Source organism: Ferrovibrio sp. GW821-FHT12E11 (assembly GCF_058806975.1).
The window spans coordinates 121,352-136,299 of sequence record NZ_JBXAQG010000002.1 but is presented as its reverse complement, the minus strand read 5'-3'; the positions used below and the strand labels follow the sequence as shown (position 1 = coordinate 136,299).

The following is a 14,948-nucleotide window of genomic DNA, read 5'->3' as shown; positions in this document are numbered from 1 at the left end:
TTTACGCGACCGACAGGAATTTGGCGGGATCGACCGCCTGGGTGCCGCGGCGGATTTCGAAATGCAGCTGCGGCTGGCCGACGCCGCCGGTGCTGCCGACCGTGCCGATGGCCTGGCCCTTGGTCACCTTCTGGCCCTTCTTGACCAGCGCCCGGTCGAGATGGGCATAGGCGGTCATCCAGCCATCGGCATGACGCACCAGCAGCAGGTTGCCGAAGCCCTTCAGTTCCGAACCGGCATAGACCACCACGCCATTCTCGGCCGCGATCACCGGCGCACCGGCGCGCGCGGCGATGTTGATGCCGTCGTTATGCAGCCCGTCGGGCGTCGGGCCGAAACCGGCCAGCACACGACCGCGCACCGGCCATGAGAAGGTGCGGCCGGCACGCGGCGGCAGCACGGTATCCTGTTGTGGGTCGGCCACAGGTGGAGCTGTCAGCGGCGGCGGAGTCGGCGCGGCAGCCACCTGCGGCGCCGGCACTGGTGCCTGTGCCGGCGCAGTCTCGGCCGGCGGTACGGCCGTGCCACGCGCGGGAACATTGGCTTCCGGCAAAGGCGCCGGCGCCTGCGGCTCGCTCGCCGGCTGCTGCGGCACTGGTGGAAGATTCGACGTTGCGCCAGGCGGCGGCAGGGTCTCGACCTGGAAACCGCGTGGCGCCGGTGTCTGCGGTGCGGTCGGACTTTCCGGTGCGGGCGCGGCCGCCGTGGTCGCGGCATAGCCGGTCTGCGATGGCAGCCTCAGGCTCTGGCCCACGCTGATCGTATAGGGCGGCTGCAGGTCGTTGGCCTGCGCCATGGCATAGACATCGGCGCCATGGCTGCGCGAAATGCTGTACAGCGTCTCGCCGCGCTGCACCGTATGGAACTGTCCGGTCGGCAGGATGATCGTCCGGCCCGGCGTCAGTCCGTAAGGCGGCTGCAGGCCGTTATCGTCGATGATGGCGCGCACCGGGCGGTTATACCGCCGCGCCAACCCGTAGACGGTATCGCCATTCTGCACGACCACCGTCTCGCCTTGCCGGCTGCCGGATGGCGTCTGGGCTGTCGAGGGCGCACCGGGCGCGGCGCTGCTGACCATGCCGGACTGCGGGCCGCCGCGATGGCCGAAGCTGACCGGCGCCGGCTGCTGCACACCGCACGCGGTCAGCAGGCCGAGCAGTCCGATCAGGCAGAATGCGCGAATCCGTATCATCGGCGGTGAGTCTAAGGCCCTTCCGGTTCTGCCACAATCTCAGGCAAATGGCCGGTTTTAAACCGGCGCGGCGGCTTCCCGAGCGATTCCCGGCAGCAGCGGCACGAACCGCACCGGCAGCAGCCGCTCCTCGCGCACCACATCGCCGTCGCGGGTGTAACGGATCACGTCCTGTTCGGTGGCGTTCACGGCCACCGGCGCCACCATGATGCCGCCCTGTGGCGAAAGCTGGGCGATCAGCCCGTCCGGACGGCTGTCGGCGGCGGCGGTCACCAGGATGCGGTCGAACGGCGCCTGCTCCGGCCAGCCCTTGTTGCCATCGCCCAGCTTCGTGGTGACATTGGTGATCTTGAGATCGGCCAGGCGCTTTTCCGCCGTGGTCAGCAGCGAGCGGTAGCGTTCGACGGTATAGACGCGCCGACACAGCCGGGTCAGCACCGCGGTCTGGTAGCCAGAGCCGGTGCCGATTTCCAGCACCTTCATGCGGTCGCCGATCTGCAGCGCCTCGGTCATATAGGCGACCACATAGGGCTGGCTGATCGTCTGCCCCTGGGTGATCGGCAGGGCGATATTGTCATAGGCATGCTTGAGGAATTGTTCGGCGACAAACAGCTCGCGCGGCACCCGCTCCAGTGCGGCCAGCACACGGGTATCGTTGATGCCCTGCTTGCGCAGTTCCATCAGCAGCTGGATGACGCGTGTGTCCACCGGTTTACTTCAGCGCGGCTTTCAGCGCCCGCATACTGTCGGTATGGGTCAGGTCGAGCTGCAGCGGCGTGACCGAGATCGCGCCATTTTCGGTGGCGCCCAGATCGGTCTGGCGCTTGGCCTTGTTCTTCATGCGGCGGAAACCGATCCAGTAATACGGCACGCCGCGCGCATCGACGCGAGCATCCAGCAGCAGGTCGGTCAGGTCGCGCTTGCCCTGCTTCACGACTTCGACGCCGGTGACCGATTCCGCCACCACATCGGGGAAGTTGATGTTGATCAGCGTGTCCTTGGGCCAGCCGGATTTCAGCAACTTCTTGATGACGCGCGGCGCGTGATATTCGGCGGTGGCCCATTTCACCGGATGGCCATGCTGGAAACACTGGCTCAGCGCGATCGACGGCACCCCGAGCAGCGAACCTTCCATGGCCACGGCAACCGTGCCCGAATAGGTGACGTCCTCGCCCAGGTTGGCGCCGCGGTTGACGCCCGACAACAGCAGGTCGGGCTTCTTGTCCTTGAACAGTTCGTGCATGGCCATCATGACGCAGTCGGTCGGCGTGCCGCGCACCGCATATTTGCGCGCGTTGATCTTGCGCAGTCGCAGCGGCAGGGTGAGCGTCAGCGAATGCGAGGCGCCGGACTGCTCGTATTCCGGGGCGACCACCCAGACATCCTTGGACAGCGACTTCGCCACCTTCTCCAGGATTTTCAGGCCCGGCGCATGAATGCCGTCGTCGTTGGAGACCAGGATGCGCATTACGGGGAAACCTTTTCGATCTTGGTCAGGCCGCCCATATAGGGCTTGAGTGCGTCCGGCACGGCGATGCTGCCGTCCTCGTTCTGGTAGTTCTCCATCACCGCGATCATGGTGCGGCCGACCGCCAGGCCCGAGCCGTTCAGCGTATGGACGAAGCGGGTCTGTTTCTCGCCCGGCGCACGGCAGCGCGCATTCATGCGCCGCGCCTGCCAGTCGCCGCAGTTGGAGCAGGAGGAAATCTCGCGATACTGGTCCTGGCCCGGCAGCCAGACTTCCAGGTCGTAGGTCTTGCGGGCGCCGCCGCCCATATCACCGGCGCAGAGCAGCATGGTGCGGAACGGCAGCTCCAGCTTTTTCAGCACGGTCTCGGCAGCGCCGGTCATGCGCTCGTGCTCTTCGACCGACTTCTCCGGCGTGACGATGCTGACCAGTTCCACCTTGTTGAACTGGTGCTGGCGGATCATGCCGCGGGTGTCGCGGCCGGCCGCACCGGCTTCCGAGCGGAAACAGGCGGTCAGCGCCGTGAAGCGCCAGGGCAGTTCGCTCTCGTCAATAATCAGGTCGCGCGCCAGATTGGTCAGCGGCACTTCCGCGGTCGGGATGAGCCAGTAGCCGGTGGTGGTGCGGAACAGGTCGTCGCCGAACTTGGGCAACTGGCCAGTGCCAAAGGCCGAGGCGTCATTGACCATCAGCGGCGGCTGCATTTCGTTATAGCCGAATTCAGTGGTGTGCAGATCCAGCATGAACTGGCCAAGGGCCCGCTCCAGCTTTGCCAGCTGCGACTTCAGCACGGTGAAACGCGCCCCGGCCAGCTTCACGCCGGCGGCGAAGTCCATATAGCCGAGCGCCTCGCCGAGGTCGAAATGCTCCTTCGGCTTGAAGCTGTAGTTGCGCGGCGCGCCGGTGCGGCGCTGCTCGACATTGGCCTTCTCATCCAGGCCATCGGGCACGTCATCGGCCGGCAGGTTCGGAATCCGCGACAGCGCATCAGTCAGCGCCTCTTCCTGGGCCTTCTGCTCGGCTTCCAACTGGCCCAGACGGTCTTTCAGCGCCGCCACCTCGGCCATCAGTTCGGCCGCGCGGGCCTCGTCCTTCCGGCCCTTGGCAGCGCCGATCTCCTTGGACAGCGTGTTGCGCTTGCCCTGCAGCTCGTCGAATTCCATCTGGGCCGCGCGGCGTTTGCGGTCCAGCTCGATCAGGGCGGCCGATTGCGGCGCCACGCCACGGCGGGCAATCGCGCGGTCGAAAGCTTCCGGATTGTCCCGGATCAGTTTGATGTCATGCATGACGCGTTACCTTCAGGGCGCCGGCGGGCGGATACCGTCATCCGTGACCGGCTCATCCTTTTCGTCTTTCTCGGCTTCGGCCTTTTCGGCGGCCTCGCGCTTGGCGCGGTCCTTTTCGATCCAGCGCACCATCCAGATCGAGATTTCGTAGAGCAGGATCAGCGGCACGGCGAGGCCGACCTGGCTGATCACATCCGGCGGCGTCACGATCGCCGAGAAGACGAACATGCCGACGATGGCATAGCGCCGCTTGGCCGCCAGTCCCGCCGAAGTGGCGATGCCGACCTTGCCCAGAAGGGTGAGCAGCACCGGCAGTTCGAAGGCGATGCCGAAGGCGAAGATCAGGGTCATCACCAGCGACAGGTATTCGCTGACCTTGGTTTCGAGCTGGATCGGGATGCTGCCGTCGCCGCCGGGGCTTTCGAAGCCGATGAAGAACTTCAGCGCCACCGGCATGATGAAGTAGTAAACGAAGCTGCCGCCGATGGCGAACAGCACCGGCGTGGCAACGAGAAATGGCATGAAGGCGTTTCGTTCGTTCTTGTAGAGGCCGGGCGCCACGAAAATCCAGACCTGCGCGGCGATCACCGGGAAGCTGACCAGCATCGCCGCCCAGAAGGACAGCCGGATATAGGTGAAGAAGGCTTCCTGCGGCGCCGTGAAGATCATGCGCCGCCCCTCGGTGCCGGCCGCCTCGATCAGCGGATGCATCAGCAGGGCATAGATCTGCGGCGCGAAGAAATAGCAGACGGCAAAGGCGATGAAGATGGCGCCGACCGCCCACATCAGGCGGTTGCGCAGCTCGATCAGGTGATCGAGCAGCGGCATGCGGGAGGCCTCAACCTCGTCTTCCGGCTTGGTGGTCTCGCTCACGCCTTGGTCTCGGTCTTCTCGGGGGCCGGTGTCTCTGCCACGGGCGCCGGGTCAACCGGTTTTGCCTCGGGGCCCGGATCGGCGATCTTGGTGACGGTGTCGGACTCGGCTTTCAGGGGATCCGATGTGGCATCGATGATCGCCTGGTTATGCTCCTGGAACTGCTTTTCCAGCGAACCGTCCGGATCGAAGGTCTTCTTGACCTCGGACTCGATGGAGAAATCGGTGACCGACTTGGCAGCCTTGCGCAGCTCGTCCAGCTCGGACTCGCGCACCATGTCGTCGATGCCGCTCTGGAACTCGCGCGCCATCGACCGCGCCTTGGCGGTCCATTGTCCCACCGTGCGCAGCACTTTGGGCAGGTCTTTGGGCCCGATGACGACCAGAGCCACCACCGCGATTACACCCAGTTCCGACCAGGCAATGTCGAACATCGCCGCCTAAGCCATCCGTGCTGTTGCTGCGCCCGTCTTTGAGACGGTCGCCATTGCTTAATGCTGCGCGGTCTTGTCGGCCGGCGTACCGCCAGGAACGCCACTTGGCGGCGTCGCACCGCCCGGCGTGGTCTGCTGGTTGATGACCGGCGGCTGACCGGCGGCGGCCTCATCGGGGGCGCCCTCTTCCTTCATCCCCTTGCGGAAATTCTTGATGCCCGAAGCCAGATCGCCGGCGACCTTCGGCAGCTTGCCGGCGCCGAAGATGATCAGGATCACCAGCAGGACGATCAGCCAGTGCCAGAAACTGAAGCTACCCATACCCATATCTCCTTCAACGCGGGACCCGCCGGAACCGGCCGGAAGGCCTGACGCCGCAGCGCTGCACTATGGCAGAGATGGCGCGGCCAAGGCAATCTTCCGCCCCCCAACTTTGTGCTGCGCCAACCGCCTAAGCGGCAGGAAAAACAAAGCAGAAATCCGGATTAAGGCCGAAATGCAGCACCGTGCCGGTACCGGGCAGCGGACCAGCCGGCAGGCGGGCGGCCAGACGCAATCCGGTCCCGTTGCCGATTTCCAGCCGGCGATAGGCGCCCAGCGCCATGGCGCGTTCCACCGTGAAGGCAACCCCGCTGCCATCGGTCCGTTCCTGCAGCGCCTCGGGCCGGAACATCAGCATGGCGGCGCTGCCATCGGCCAGGCGCGCGGAGGCCGGCAGCCGACCGAAGGGCGTCTCCACCGCGGCACCGGAAACCCGCACCGGAATTTCATTGGTCTCGCTTAAGAATCGCGCGGTAAACGGCGTCGCCGGCGTCGCATAAACCTGGGCCGGGGTATCCAGCTGCTCGATGCGGCCGTCCTGCATGATGGCGATGCGGTCGCCCATACGCATGGCTTCTTCGGGATCGTGCGTCACCAGCAGGGTCGCCGTGCCGGCCTGTTTCAGCACCGACACGGTTTCGTCACGAATCTGGTCGCGCAGGCGGCTGTCCAGGCTGGAAAACGGTTCGTCGAGCAGCATCACGCTGGGCTCCGGCGCCATGGCGCGGGCCAGCGCCACGCGCTGCTGCTCGCCGCCGGACAGGCGATGCGGATAGCTGTCGAGATGCTGGGTCAGGCCGAGCCGGCCGGCCCAGGTCCTGATCCGGCTGTCGCGTTCGGCAGCCTCCACATGACCGAGGCCGAAGCCGATATTCTGCGCGACGCTTAAGTGTGGAAACAGCGCGTGGTCCTGGAACACCATGCCGACATGGCGCTGTTCGGTCGGGATGCTGACGCCGGCGCCGGCCACGCGCCGCGCGCCGATGCGCACTTCACCGCTTTGCAGGTCTTCCAGACCCGCTGCAAGGCGCAGCGTGGTCGACTTGCCGCAGCCCGACGGGCCGAGCAGGCCGAGGATTTCGCCCGGCGCCACCTGGAAACTGATATCGCTGACGGCGCGGCGGGCGCCGTAATCGTGGCTCACCCCGATCAGATCGAGGCCGCCGGCCGATGCTGCACCTTGCGGCGCGTCACGCATCGTCGGATGCGCCCGCCTTGTCCTTGGCTGTCTTGGCGTCGGCATCCTCGTCGATCAGCGGCTCGAGGAATTCGCGGCCATCGTCATCTTCGCCCAGCGGATCTTCGCCGGCATCGCCATCCAGGCTTTCGCCCGGCATCGGAATGCCGCCAGAGGCCGGCAGGGCTTCCAGCAGGCCGGAGGCGCGCAGTTCTTCGATACCCGGCAGCGCATCGGCGCTTTCCAGGCCAAAATGCAGCAGGAACTCGTCGGTGATGCCATAGGTGACCGGCCGGCCCGGCACGCGACGGCGGCCGCGCACCTTGACCCAGTCGATTTCCATCAGCAGGTCCAGCGTGCCCTTGCTCAGGGACACGCCGCGGATATCTTCGATCTCGGCGCGGGTGCAGGGCTGGTGATAGGCGATGATCGCCAGAGTCTCCATGGCGGCGCGCGACAGCTTGCGCTGCACCTGGCGATGCTCTTCCAGCATATGCTGCAGATCGGGCGCGGTCATGAAGGACCAGCGGCCGGCGACCTTGTTCAGCACCACGCCGCGCGGGCGGTAGACATCCTGCAGGGCCGCGAGAACGGCGGGCACACGGGTGCCCTTGGGCAGACGCTTGCGCAGGGTCGCTTCGTCCAGCGGCTCGGCGGCGGCGAACAGCAGGGCCTCGGCGATCCGAATGGCGGTGGCGAAGGCGATTTCACGCTCCTCGTCCGTCATCTCCGGGCCTTCGTCCTCGCCCTCCTCGCCTTCGACGGCCGCCGCCTTGGGCTTGCGCGTGCGGGCCGGCTTCGGTGCTACGACAGCTTCGGCGTCGCCGCCCTCTTCCTCTTCCTCGTCTTCGTCATCATCGTCGTCTTCGTCATCCGACTCATCATCGTCATCGTCATCGTCGGAATCGTCATCATCGTCGTCCGAATCATCATCGTCGTCCGAATCATCATCGTCGTCCGAATCATCATCGTCGTCGAAGTCGTCATCCTCGTCGTCTTCGTCGGGCTTCGACGCAGCCGCAGCCTGTTCTGCCGCCTCATCGTCCTCGACAGCAGCATCCACAGCGGCCTCGGCGGCCATCAGTTCGGGTTCTTCATCCAGCCGCTCGTTGGCCGGCAGTTCGGTATTGGACATCACGTCTTACTCTTCCGGATTGGCCGACGCGGCCGGCATGTTGCCCTGGCCGCGACGGATGTAGATGGGACCGAAGGTCTGCACCTGCTTCAGTTCGATCAGGCCCTGCTTGGCCATTTCGAGGCTGGCGTTGAAGGTGGAGGCCAGTGCCGATTTCACGGTGAACGGATCGTCGGAATCGACCGGCAGGAAGCTCTGCAGCGTGGCCCAGTCGGGGATCTGGCCCAGCATGCTGCGCAGGCGGGCCAGCGCCTCTTCCACCGAGACGATGCGGCGCCGTGCCATCTTCATGGTCAGCACTTCGCTCGAACCCTTGGAGGCGCGGAACTCGGCATAGGCCTTGAGCAGCTCGTAGAGCGTGGCGTTGTAGACCGACTTGCGGATCACGCGCACGCCTTCGGGCTGGCCGCGCAGGAACATGGCCAGGCCGACCTGGTCGCGCTTGGTCAGGTCCTCGACCGCCTTGCGCATGGCTTCCAGCTTCTGCAACTGGAAGGCCAGGCGGGCGGCCATGTCGGCGCCGGACGGCTCGCCTTCCTTCTCCGGCTCAGGCAGCAGCAGGCGGGATTTCAGGTAGGCCAGCCAGGCCGCCATGACCAGGTAGTCGGCGGCAACCTCGATGCGCACCTTGCGCAGCTCGGCGATGAATTTCAGATACTGCTCGGCCAGCGCCAGGATGGAAATCTTGCGCAGGTCCACCTTCTGGTCACGGGCCAGCGCCAGCAGCACGTCCAGCGGACCTTCGAAACTGTCGAGACTGAGGACCAGCTGTTCCCCCAGCCGCAGGCCCTCGGCCAGGCCGTCACGCTGCCCGGTATCGAAGGTCTCCCCGCCGGCAGGACCATCCTGTACGGGCGCGGGGGTATCGGCGGCTTCGGTCACGGTCACGCATCCCCAGGGACAGAAAAATCAAACAGGGCCGCGGTGTTAGCCGCCGTGCCCGGACAACGCAAGCAGGATGTCCCCCAGGCTGACCACAATCGGCATGATCAGCTCAGATAACGGGTTCCAGTTGCTGCCGAATTCCCGCGCCGCCAAGGGTATGACGAACACCAGAATCAGCAGCAGAACCATGCCATAGCGCTCCAGCCGGGCCAAGGGACGCGCCAGCGGCAGCGGCAGCAAACCGACCGCCACCCGGCCGCCATCCAGCGGCGGTAGAGGCAGCATGTTAAATACACATAATATCAGATTGATAAGAATGGCATTATTGAGATTATTGGCAACCCATTCGCTGACGTCGCCGCCGCCCTCCGGCACCAGATGGAACAGCAGCATGGCGATAAAGGCCTGGATCAGGTTCACACCCGGCCCGGCTATCGCCACCAGCGCCATGTCGCGGCGCGGCGACGGCAGCGCCCAGAAGTCGACCGGCACCGGTTTGGCCCAGCCGAACAGGAACGGCGCCTTGAACAGCAGCAGCATGGCCGGCACCACCACGGTGCCCATGGGGTCGACATGGCGCAGCGGGTTCAGGCTCAGCCGCCCGGCCTTCTGTGCCGTATCGTCGCCCAGCCGGTACGCGACGAAGCCATGGGCCGCCTCGTGCAGGGTGATGGCCAGCAGCGCCGGCAGGATCCAGACCGACGCCGTGTACAGGATCGCGGCGATACTCTCGCTCACACCCGATCTTCCATCGTACCGGCCTGCTCCATCAGGCTGTGGTAGCGCGCCCGTTCCTCGGCCGTGAACGGCTTAGGCATCGGCAGGGCCAGGCGGGCATTGCGCACCCGCTCGGCCGCCTGTGCGGTCATCGCCGGCAGCGCCGTGAACAGCGCCTGCATCTCGGGCAGATTCCCCGAGCAGTGCAGCACCAGGTCGCAGCCGGCCTGCAGCGAGGCAACGCCGGTTTCCGCCGGCGTGCCCTTCAGCGCCTTCATCGTGAGGTCGTCGGAGATCAGCACGCCGTCGAAGCCGATCTGGCCGCGGATGATCTCGGCGATCACCTTGGCCGAAAGCGTCGCCGGCCGGTCGGGATCGAGCGCGCTGTAAACGATATGCGCGGTCATCGCCCAGGGCGCGTGCTTCAGCGCCACGAAGGGCTGGAAATCGCTCATCTCAAGGATGGTGCGTTCGGTATCGACAATCGGCAGATCGAGATGGCTGTCGGTATGCGAGCGGCCATGGCCGGGAATATGCTTGATCACCGGCAGCACGCCGGCATCGGCCAGACCGCGCATGACGGCTTCGGCAATGGCTGTCACGGTCTTGGCCTCGCGGCCATAGGCGCGATCGCCGATCACGTCATGGGCGCCTTCGATCGGCAGGTCGGCGACCGGCGCGCAGTCAACGTCGATGCCCAGCTCGGCCAGGATACTGCCGATCCAGCGATAGTTCAGATAGGCCGCCTCTTCCGCCGCCTGGCTGTCGCGGGCGTAAAGCTGGCCAAACACGCTGCCGCGCGGGAACAGCGGCCAGTGCGGCGCCTTCAGGCGTGCGACGCGGCCGCCTTCCTGGTCGATCAGCACCGGCGCGAAGGCATTGCCGACCACGCCGCGGAAATCATTGATCAGCGCTTTCACCTGCGCCGGGTTGTCGATGTTGCGGGCGAACAGGATCAGGCCCAGCGGCTTGCGCACGCCGAACAGCACGCGCTCTTCCGCCGTCAGCTGCTGGCCGGCGCAGCCGACCACCACCGGGGCATAGGCGCGCCATTCGATATCCTTAGCGTCCGACAACGATGCAGCCCTGGTTCTTGGCCGACAGCGCTGCACAGGCGGCGGTGGCCGCGGCGCGATCCTTCAGCGGCCCGGCCTGCAAGCGGATGAAGGTGCCCTTGTCGGCGATCTCCACCTTCTCGTAGGACGGCTGCAGGCTGCCGAGTTCGGCAGGGAATTTCTTCTGCAGCGCATTCCAGGTGGCGGTCGCCGCCGGCTGGTCCTTCAGCGAGGCCAACTGGATGCGGGCCGAGCCACCGGGTGTCGCTGTAACAGTTGGCGTGGCGGCCGGTGTCGCGGCTGGCGTCGATGCGGCCGGAGCCGGTGCTGCCGGCGCAGCAGCCGTGCGCGGCGCCACCGGCTGCGGCTGGCCAGGCGTAGCCTGCGGGATCACCGGCGTCGGGCTCGGCGCATCGGTACGGTTCGGCGGCGTGGTGGTAGAGGGAGCCTGGCCCGGCACGGCACTGGGCGCCGGCCGCGTCGGTACGGTCACCGACGGCGATGCGCTGCCGGGCTGTGTCGGCGCGGCAGCCGGACGTTCCGGTGGTGGCAGCAGCTTTTCGGTCTGGTTGCCGGTCGCGGTCTGGCTGCCGCCCGGCAGGCGTTCGTAAATCTGCTTGTCCTGGTTCGGTACCTGCAGGCCGCCGGGATTTTCCGGCGCGACTTTCGTCGGCCCCTGATCGGCGCGGATCAGCGGCGGCGCACCGCTGGCGCCACGCTTCACGCCCTGATCGTAGGCGAACCAGATGCCGATACCAAAGGCGACGACTGCGCCCAGAGCAATACCGGCCGTGATCAGGCGCTTGGGGTTGCGCGCCGGCATGTCTTCGCCGGGCACCGGACGGGCGCTGCGTTCACCGCGGAAATCGCTCATGTCTCACCTCATCTCTTCGACGGGCGTCACGCCCATCACCGACAGACCCGAGGCGATCACCAGGGCGACGGCGCGCAGAAGCGCCAGCCGCGCGCGGGTCAGCGCAATATCCTCGGGCAACAGGAACCGTACAGACGTGTCGTCGCGGCCGACATTCCACAGGCCATGGAATCCGGCGGCAACCTCCTGCAGGAAAAACGCCACGCGATGCGGCTCATGGGCTTCGGCCGCAGACTCCACCAGGCGCGGCCAGGCGGCCAGCAGCTTGATCAGCGCCAGTTCGGCCGGATGCGACAGACGGGTGAAATCGGCGGCCGTGAGCGCGGCATCGGCCGTGTCGATCTCTGCCACTTCGGTTTTCGCATTGCGCAGCACCGAGCAGATGCGCGCATGGGCATACTGCACATAGAAGACCGGATTGTCTTTCGACTGCTCGGTCACCTTCTTGAAATCGAAATCCAGCTGCGCGTCATTCTTGCGCGTCAGCATGATGAAGCGCACGACATCCTTGCCCACTTCATCGACCACGTCGCGCAGGGTGACGAAGGTGCCTGCGCGCTTGGACATGCGCACCGGCTGGCCGTCGTCCAGCAGGTTGACCATCTGCACCAGCTTGACGTCCAGCTCGGCTTCGTTGTTCGAGAGCGCCTTGACGGCCGCCTTCATGCGCTTGACATAGCCGCCATGGTCCGCGCCCCAGACATCGATCATCTGGCTGAATCCGCGGCGATACTTGTCGTCGTGATAGGCGATGTCGGCGCCGAAATAGGTCCAGCTGCCATCGGACTTCTTCAGCGGACGATCCGTGTCGTCGCCGAATTCAGAGGCCTTGAACAGCGCCTGCGGCCGCGCTTCGTAATCGTCGGGCAGTTTGCCCTTGGGCGGTTCCAGCACGCCGGTATAGATCAGGTCGCGCTGGTGCAGGCGATCAAACGCCGTCTGCACCGCGCCGCTCTCATGCAGCGCCTTCTCCGATGTGAAAACGGCGTGATGGATGTTCAGCGCGGCGAGATCCTCGCGCACCATGATCATCATCGCATCGGTGGCTTCCTTGCGGAACAGCGACAGCCAGTCGGCTTCGTCGGCCTTCTGGAAGGTGTCGCCATATTTGCTGGCCAGCGCCTCGCCCAGCGGCTTCAGGTAGTCGCCGGGATACAGGCCGTCCGGGATGGTGATGCTTTCGCCCAGCGCCTCGCGGTAGCGCAGATGGGTCGAGCGCGCCAGCACATCCACCTGGGCGCCGGCGTCGTTGATGTAATATTCGCGGGTGACGTCATAGCCGGCCTTGTCGAGCAGCGCAGCCAGCGCATCGCCGAACACCGCGCCGCGGCAATGGCCCACATGCATGGGCCCGGTCGGGTTGGCCGACACGTATTCGACATTCACCTTGGTCTCGGCGCCCAGCTTGGAATCGCCGTAATCGAGACCCAGCTTGAGGATGGTGCCGATCTGCGCCTGCCAGGTGGCCGGCTTGAGCCGCAGGTTGATGAAGCCCGGACCGGCGATCTCGACCGCCTCGACGGTGTCGATGGCTTCCAGCAGCGGCTTCAGCTTTTCGGCGAGCGCGCGCGGCGCCATCCCGGCCGGCTTGGCGATCACCATGGCTACGTTGGTGGCGAGGTCGCCATGGGCCGGATCGCGCGGCGGCTCGACGGCGACCGCCTTCAGCGGCAGATCACCCGGCAGGTTCAGACCTTCGACGGCCTGGATCACCGCGCGGCGGAATTCGGCAAAAACATTCATTTCGGCAAGGCTTTTCTCAAAAACATATGAATCGTGGCGGAAACTAACCATATGATTGCCGCGTCGCAATGTACGCACGACCGGGCGAATCGGAGCCGAAATTGACTTCCGCGCTTAAGCCCCTAAATTACTGGGACAATGTGGCGAATTATTGGTAAACCAAGCGTAAATATCCCCCAGAGACCATGACCGAGATCGCAACCCAGACCGCTTCTTCCGCCGCCCCGGCTGTCCTCAGCCCGGAGGGCGTGAGCCTGTCCGCATCGGCCGCCCGCCGCATCCTCAAGGTGGCCGAAGCCGAGGGCAACCCGGCGCTCGGCCTGCGCATCAGCGTCTCGGGCGGCGGCTGCTCGGGTTTCCAGTACAGCTTCACCCTGGATGAGACGCCGACCGCCGATGACGTGGTGATCGCCCGCGACGGCGCCCGCCTGCTGATCGACACCGTGTCGCTGGATTACATCAAGGGCTCGGAAGTCGATTTCGTCGAGGACCTGTCCGGCGCCGGCTTCCAGATCCGAAATCCGCTGGCCGCCAGCAGCTGCGGCTGCGGTAACTCCTTCTCGATCTGACCGGCCGGGGCTGGCCGGCCCGCGCCTCATCGCCGATACTCCGGCCATGAGAATCACCACCTGGAACGTCAATTCGATCAAGGCGCGGCTGCCCAACGTGCTGGCCTGGACCACGGCCAACAAACCCGACGTGCTGCTGTTCCAGGAAATCAAATGCCAGGATCCGGATTTCCCGCGCATGGAATTCGAGGCGCTGGGCTATCACGTCCATACCCACGGCCAGAAAAGCTATAACGGCGTCGCGCTGCTGAGCCTGGCCAAACCCGATGCCGTGCGTACCCGGTTGATGGGCGACGATGCCGACGAGCAGGCCCGCTATATCGAGGCCGATATTGCCGGCACCACCATCTGCGGCCTCTATCTGCCCAACGGCAATCCGCGACCCGGCGACAAGTATGATTACAAGCTGCGCTGGATGGCGCGGTTGCGCCAGCGCGCTGTGGCGCTGCTCGGCGCCGACACGCCCTTCCTGATGGCCGGCGATTACAACATCTGCCCGGCCGATGCCGATGTGTACGATCCGGCCGGCTGGGCCGAGGATGCGCTCTGCTACATCGACAGCCGTCGCGCCTGGCGTGCCCTGCTCAATCTCGGCCTCACCGAGGCCTGGCGCGCGCTGCATCCGGCCACGGTGGAATACAGCTTCTGGGATTACCAGGCCGGTGCCTGGCCGAAGAACAACGGTCTGCGCATCGACCATTTCCTGCTCTCGCCCGCCCTGGCCGACCGGCTGGTCGCCTGCGAGATCGATCCCGAGCCGCGTGGCCGCGAAAAAGCGTCCGACCACACGCCGGTCACCTGCGAGATATCGGATGCCTGACCAGAAGCCGCTCGGTTTCGCCGACCTGCAGGTGCTGCTGGCCGAGGACGAGGCCTTCACCCGCAAGCTGGCGGTCTCGGCGCTCAACCGCATGGGCGTGACCAAGATCGTCACCGTCAGCGACGGCCTGGAAGCGCTGAAGACCATCACGGCCGCCCAGGCGCCCTTCGACCTGATCATCTCCGACTGGAACATGCCGAACATGACCGGTCTGGATCTGCTGCGCCTGGTGCGCGATGAGCATCCGGCGATGCCGTTTCTCATGCTGACCGGCAATGCCGGCATCGAGATGGTGAAGGCGGCGCGCACGCATAATGTGAACGCCTATGTGGTCAAGCCCTTCTCGGTCGACCAGCTCAAGAGCAAGATCGCCGCCATCCTGAATATCCGCAGCTGAAT

General features: G+C 65.6%; 17 protein-coding genes. 3 read left to right on the top strand and 14 right to left on the bottom strand.

Annotation, left to right across the window (positions count from 1 at the left end; translation table 11 throughout):
* Position 1: 1 nt before the first annotated feature.
* From AC1ROT_RS20755 to argS, 14 genes are all read right to left on the bottom strand, one after another.
* Positions 2-1,192 carry a peptidoglycan DD-metalloendopeptidase family protein gene (locus AC1ROT_RS20755; RefSeq protein WP_493001400.1) on the bottom strand — a complete coding sequence of 397 codons (1,191 nt, stop codon included), beginning with the start codon at positions 1,190-1,192 and terminating at the stop codon, positions 2-4.
* A 57-nt stretch (positions 1,193-1,249) separates the two neighbouring features.
* The gene (locus AC1ROT_RS20750) at positions 1,250-1,900 is read right to left on the bottom strand and encodes a protein-L-isoaspartate(D-aspartate) O-methyltransferase (protein WP_493001398.1); all 651 of its coding nucleotides are present in this window, start codon (positions 1,898-1,900) and stop codon (positions 1,250-1,252) included.
* Between the two features lie 4 nt (positions 1,901-1,904).
* A complete protein-coding gene (gene surE / locus AC1ROT_RS20745; RefSeq protein WP_492972967.1) occupies positions 1,905-2,660 on the bottom strand; it encodes a 5'/3'-nucleotidase SurE in 756 nt (251 codons plus the stop codon).
* Positions 2,660-3,946 carry a serine--tRNA ligase gene (serS, locus tag AC1ROT_RS20740; protein WP_493001396.1) on the bottom strand — a complete coding sequence of 429 codons (1,287 nt, stop codon included), beginning with the start codon at positions 3,944-3,946 and terminating at the stop codon, positions 2,660-2,662. The genes surE and serS overlap by 1 nt, the downstream gene beginning before the upstream one ends.
* A 12-nt stretch (positions 3,947-3,958) precedes the next feature.
* Positions 3,959-4,819, bottom strand: coding sequence for a twin-arginine translocase subunit TatC (gene tatC, locus AC1ROT_RS20735; protein ID WP_492972966.1), 861 nt, complete (start codon positions 4,817-4,819; stop codon positions 3,959-3,961).
* The gene (gene tatB, locus AC1ROT_RS20730; RefSeq protein WP_493001394.1) at positions 4,816-5,253 is read right to left on the bottom strand and encodes a Sec-independent protein translocase protein TatB; all 438 of its coding nucleotides are present in this window, start codon (positions 5,251-5,253) and stop codon (positions 4,816-4,818) included. The genes tatC and tatB overlap by 4 nt, the downstream gene beginning before the upstream one ends.
* Positions 5,254-5,310: 57 nt before the next feature.
* Entirely contained in the window at positions 5,311-5,574 is a 264-nt protein-coding gene (locus AC1ROT_RS20725; RefSeq protein WP_492972964.1) for a twin-arginine translocase TatA/TatE family subunit, read from the bottom strand.
* A 130-nt stretch (positions 5,575-5,704) separates the two neighbouring features.
* Positions 5,705-6,772: an ABC transporter ATP-binding protein gene (locus AC1ROT_RS20720; RefSeq protein ID WP_493001392.1), complete on the bottom strand. Its 1,068-nt coding sequence runs from the start codon at positions 6,770-6,772 to the stop codon at positions 5,705-5,707.
* A complete protein-coding gene (scpB, locus tag AC1ROT_RS20715; RefSeq protein ID WP_493001390.1) occupies positions 6,765-7,886 on the bottom strand; it encodes an SMC-Scp complex subunit ScpB in 1,122 nt (373 codons plus the stop codon). Before scpB ends, AC1ROT_RS20720 begins: the two co-directional genes overlap by 8 nt.
* A gap of 6 nt (positions 7,887-7,892) precedes the next feature.
* Positions 7,893-8,768 (bottom strand): segregation and condensation protein A, encoded by an 876-nt coding sequence (locus AC1ROT_RS20710; RefSeq protein ID WP_492972961.1) that lies wholly within the window; start codon positions 8,766-8,768, stop codon positions 7,893-7,895.
* A gap of 45 nt (positions 8,769-8,813) precedes the next feature.
* Complete coding sequence (locus AC1ROT_RS20705; RefSeq protein ID WP_493001388.1) at positions 8,814-9,509, bottom strand: site-2 protease family protein; 696 nt, start codon at positions 9,507-9,509, stop codon at positions 8,814-8,816.
* Positions 9,506-10,564 carry a beta-N-acetylhexosaminidase gene (gene nagZ / locus AC1ROT_RS20700; RefSeq protein WP_493001387.1) on the bottom strand — a complete coding sequence of 353 codons (1,059 nt, stop codon included), beginning with the start codon at positions 10,562-10,564 and terminating at the stop codon, positions 9,506-9,508. Before nagZ ends, AC1ROT_RS20705 begins: the two co-directional genes overlap by 4 nt.
* Complete coding sequence (locus AC1ROT_RS20695) at positions 10,551-11,417, bottom strand: SPOR domain-containing protein (protein ID WP_493001386.1); 867 nt, start codon at positions 11,415-11,417, stop codon at positions 10,551-10,553. The genes nagZ and AC1ROT_RS20695 overlap by 14 nt, the downstream gene beginning before the upstream one ends.
* A 3-nt stretch (positions 11,418-11,420) precedes the next feature.
* Complete coding sequence (argS, locus tag AC1ROT_RS20690; protein WP_493001384.1) at positions 11,421-13,160, bottom strand: arginine--tRNA ligase; 1,740 nt, start codon at positions 13,158-13,160, stop codon at positions 11,421-11,423.
* 185 nt (positions 13,161-13,345) lie between these two features.
* Between argS and erpA the strand changes: the two genes are divergently transcribed.
* The 3 genes from erpA to AC1ROT_RS20675 are packed head-to-tail and all read left to right on the top strand — an operon-like array spanning position 13,346 to position 14,946.
* On the top strand, positions 13,346-13,729 hold the full coding sequence (gene erpA, locus AC1ROT_RS20685; protein WP_493001382.1) for an iron-sulfur cluster insertion protein ErpA: 384 nt from the start codon (positions 13,346-13,348) through the stop codon (positions 13,727-13,729).
* Positions 13,730-13,775: 46 nt separating this feature from the next.
* On the top strand, positions 13,776-14,549 hold the full coding sequence (xth, locus tag AC1ROT_RS20680; protein WP_493001380.1) for an exodeoxyribonuclease III: 774 nt from the start codon (positions 13,776-13,778) through the stop codon (positions 14,547-14,549).
* Complete coding sequence (locus AC1ROT_RS20675) at positions 14,542-14,946, top strand: response regulator (protein WP_492972953.1); 405 nt, start codon at positions 14,542-14,544, stop codon at positions 14,944-14,946. The genes xth and AC1ROT_RS20675 overlap by 8 nt, the downstream gene beginning before the upstream one ends.
* Positions 14,947-14,948: the final 2 nt, after the last annotated feature.

What these genes read in the sequence shown, in the direction of transcription:
- AC1ROT_RS20755 (WP_493001400.1), bottom strand. Translation starts at nt 1,192, where the DNA reads ATGATACGGATTCGCGCATTCTGCCTGATCGGACTGCTCGGCCTGCTG.
- surE (WP_492972967.1), bottom strand. Translation starts at nt 2,660, where the DNA reads ATGCGCATCCTGGTCTCCAACGACGACGGCATTCATGCGCCGGGCCTG.
- serS (WP_493001396.1), bottom strand. Translation starts at nt 3,946, where the DNA reads ATGCATGACATCAAACTGATCCGGGACAATCCGGAAGCTTTCGACCGC.
- tatB (WP_493001394.1), bottom strand. Translation starts at nt 5,253, where the DNA reads ATGTTCGACATTGCCTGGTCGGAACTGGGTGTAATCGCGGTGGTGGCT.
- AC1ROT_RS20725 (WP_492972964.1), bottom strand. Translation starts at nt 5,574, where the DNA reads ATGGGTAGCTTCAGTTTCTGGCACTGGCTGATCGTCCTGCTGGTGATC.
- AC1ROT_RS20720 (WP_493001392.1), bottom strand. Translation starts at nt 6,772, where the DNA reads ATGCGTGACGCGCCGCAAGGTGCAGCATCGGCCGGCGGCCTCGATCTG.
- scpB (WP_493001390.1), bottom strand. Translation starts at nt 7,886, where the DNA reads ATGTCCAATACCGAACTGCCGGCCAACGAGCGGCTGGATGAAGAACCC.
- AC1ROT_RS20695 (WP_493001386.1), bottom strand. Translation starts at nt 11,417, where the DNA reads ATGAGCGATTTCCGCGGTGAACGCAGCGCCCGTCCGGTGCCCGGCGAA.
- argS (WP_493001384.1), bottom strand. Translation starts at nt 13,160, where the DNA reads ATGAATGTTTTTGCCGAATTCCGCCGCGCGGTGATCCAGGCCGTCGAA.
- erpA (WP_493001382.1), top strand. Translation starts at nt 13,346, where the DNA reads ATGACCGAGATCGCAACCCAGACCGCTTCTTCCGCCGCCCCGGCTGTC.
- xth (WP_493001380.1), top strand. Translation starts at nt 13,776, where the DNA reads ATGAGAATCACCACCTGGAACGTCAATTCGATCAAGGCGCGGCTGCCC.
- AC1ROT_RS20675 (WP_492972953.1), top strand. Translation starts at nt 14,542, where the DNA reads ATGCCTGACCAGAAGCCGCTCGGTTTCGCCGACCTGCAGGTGCTGCTG.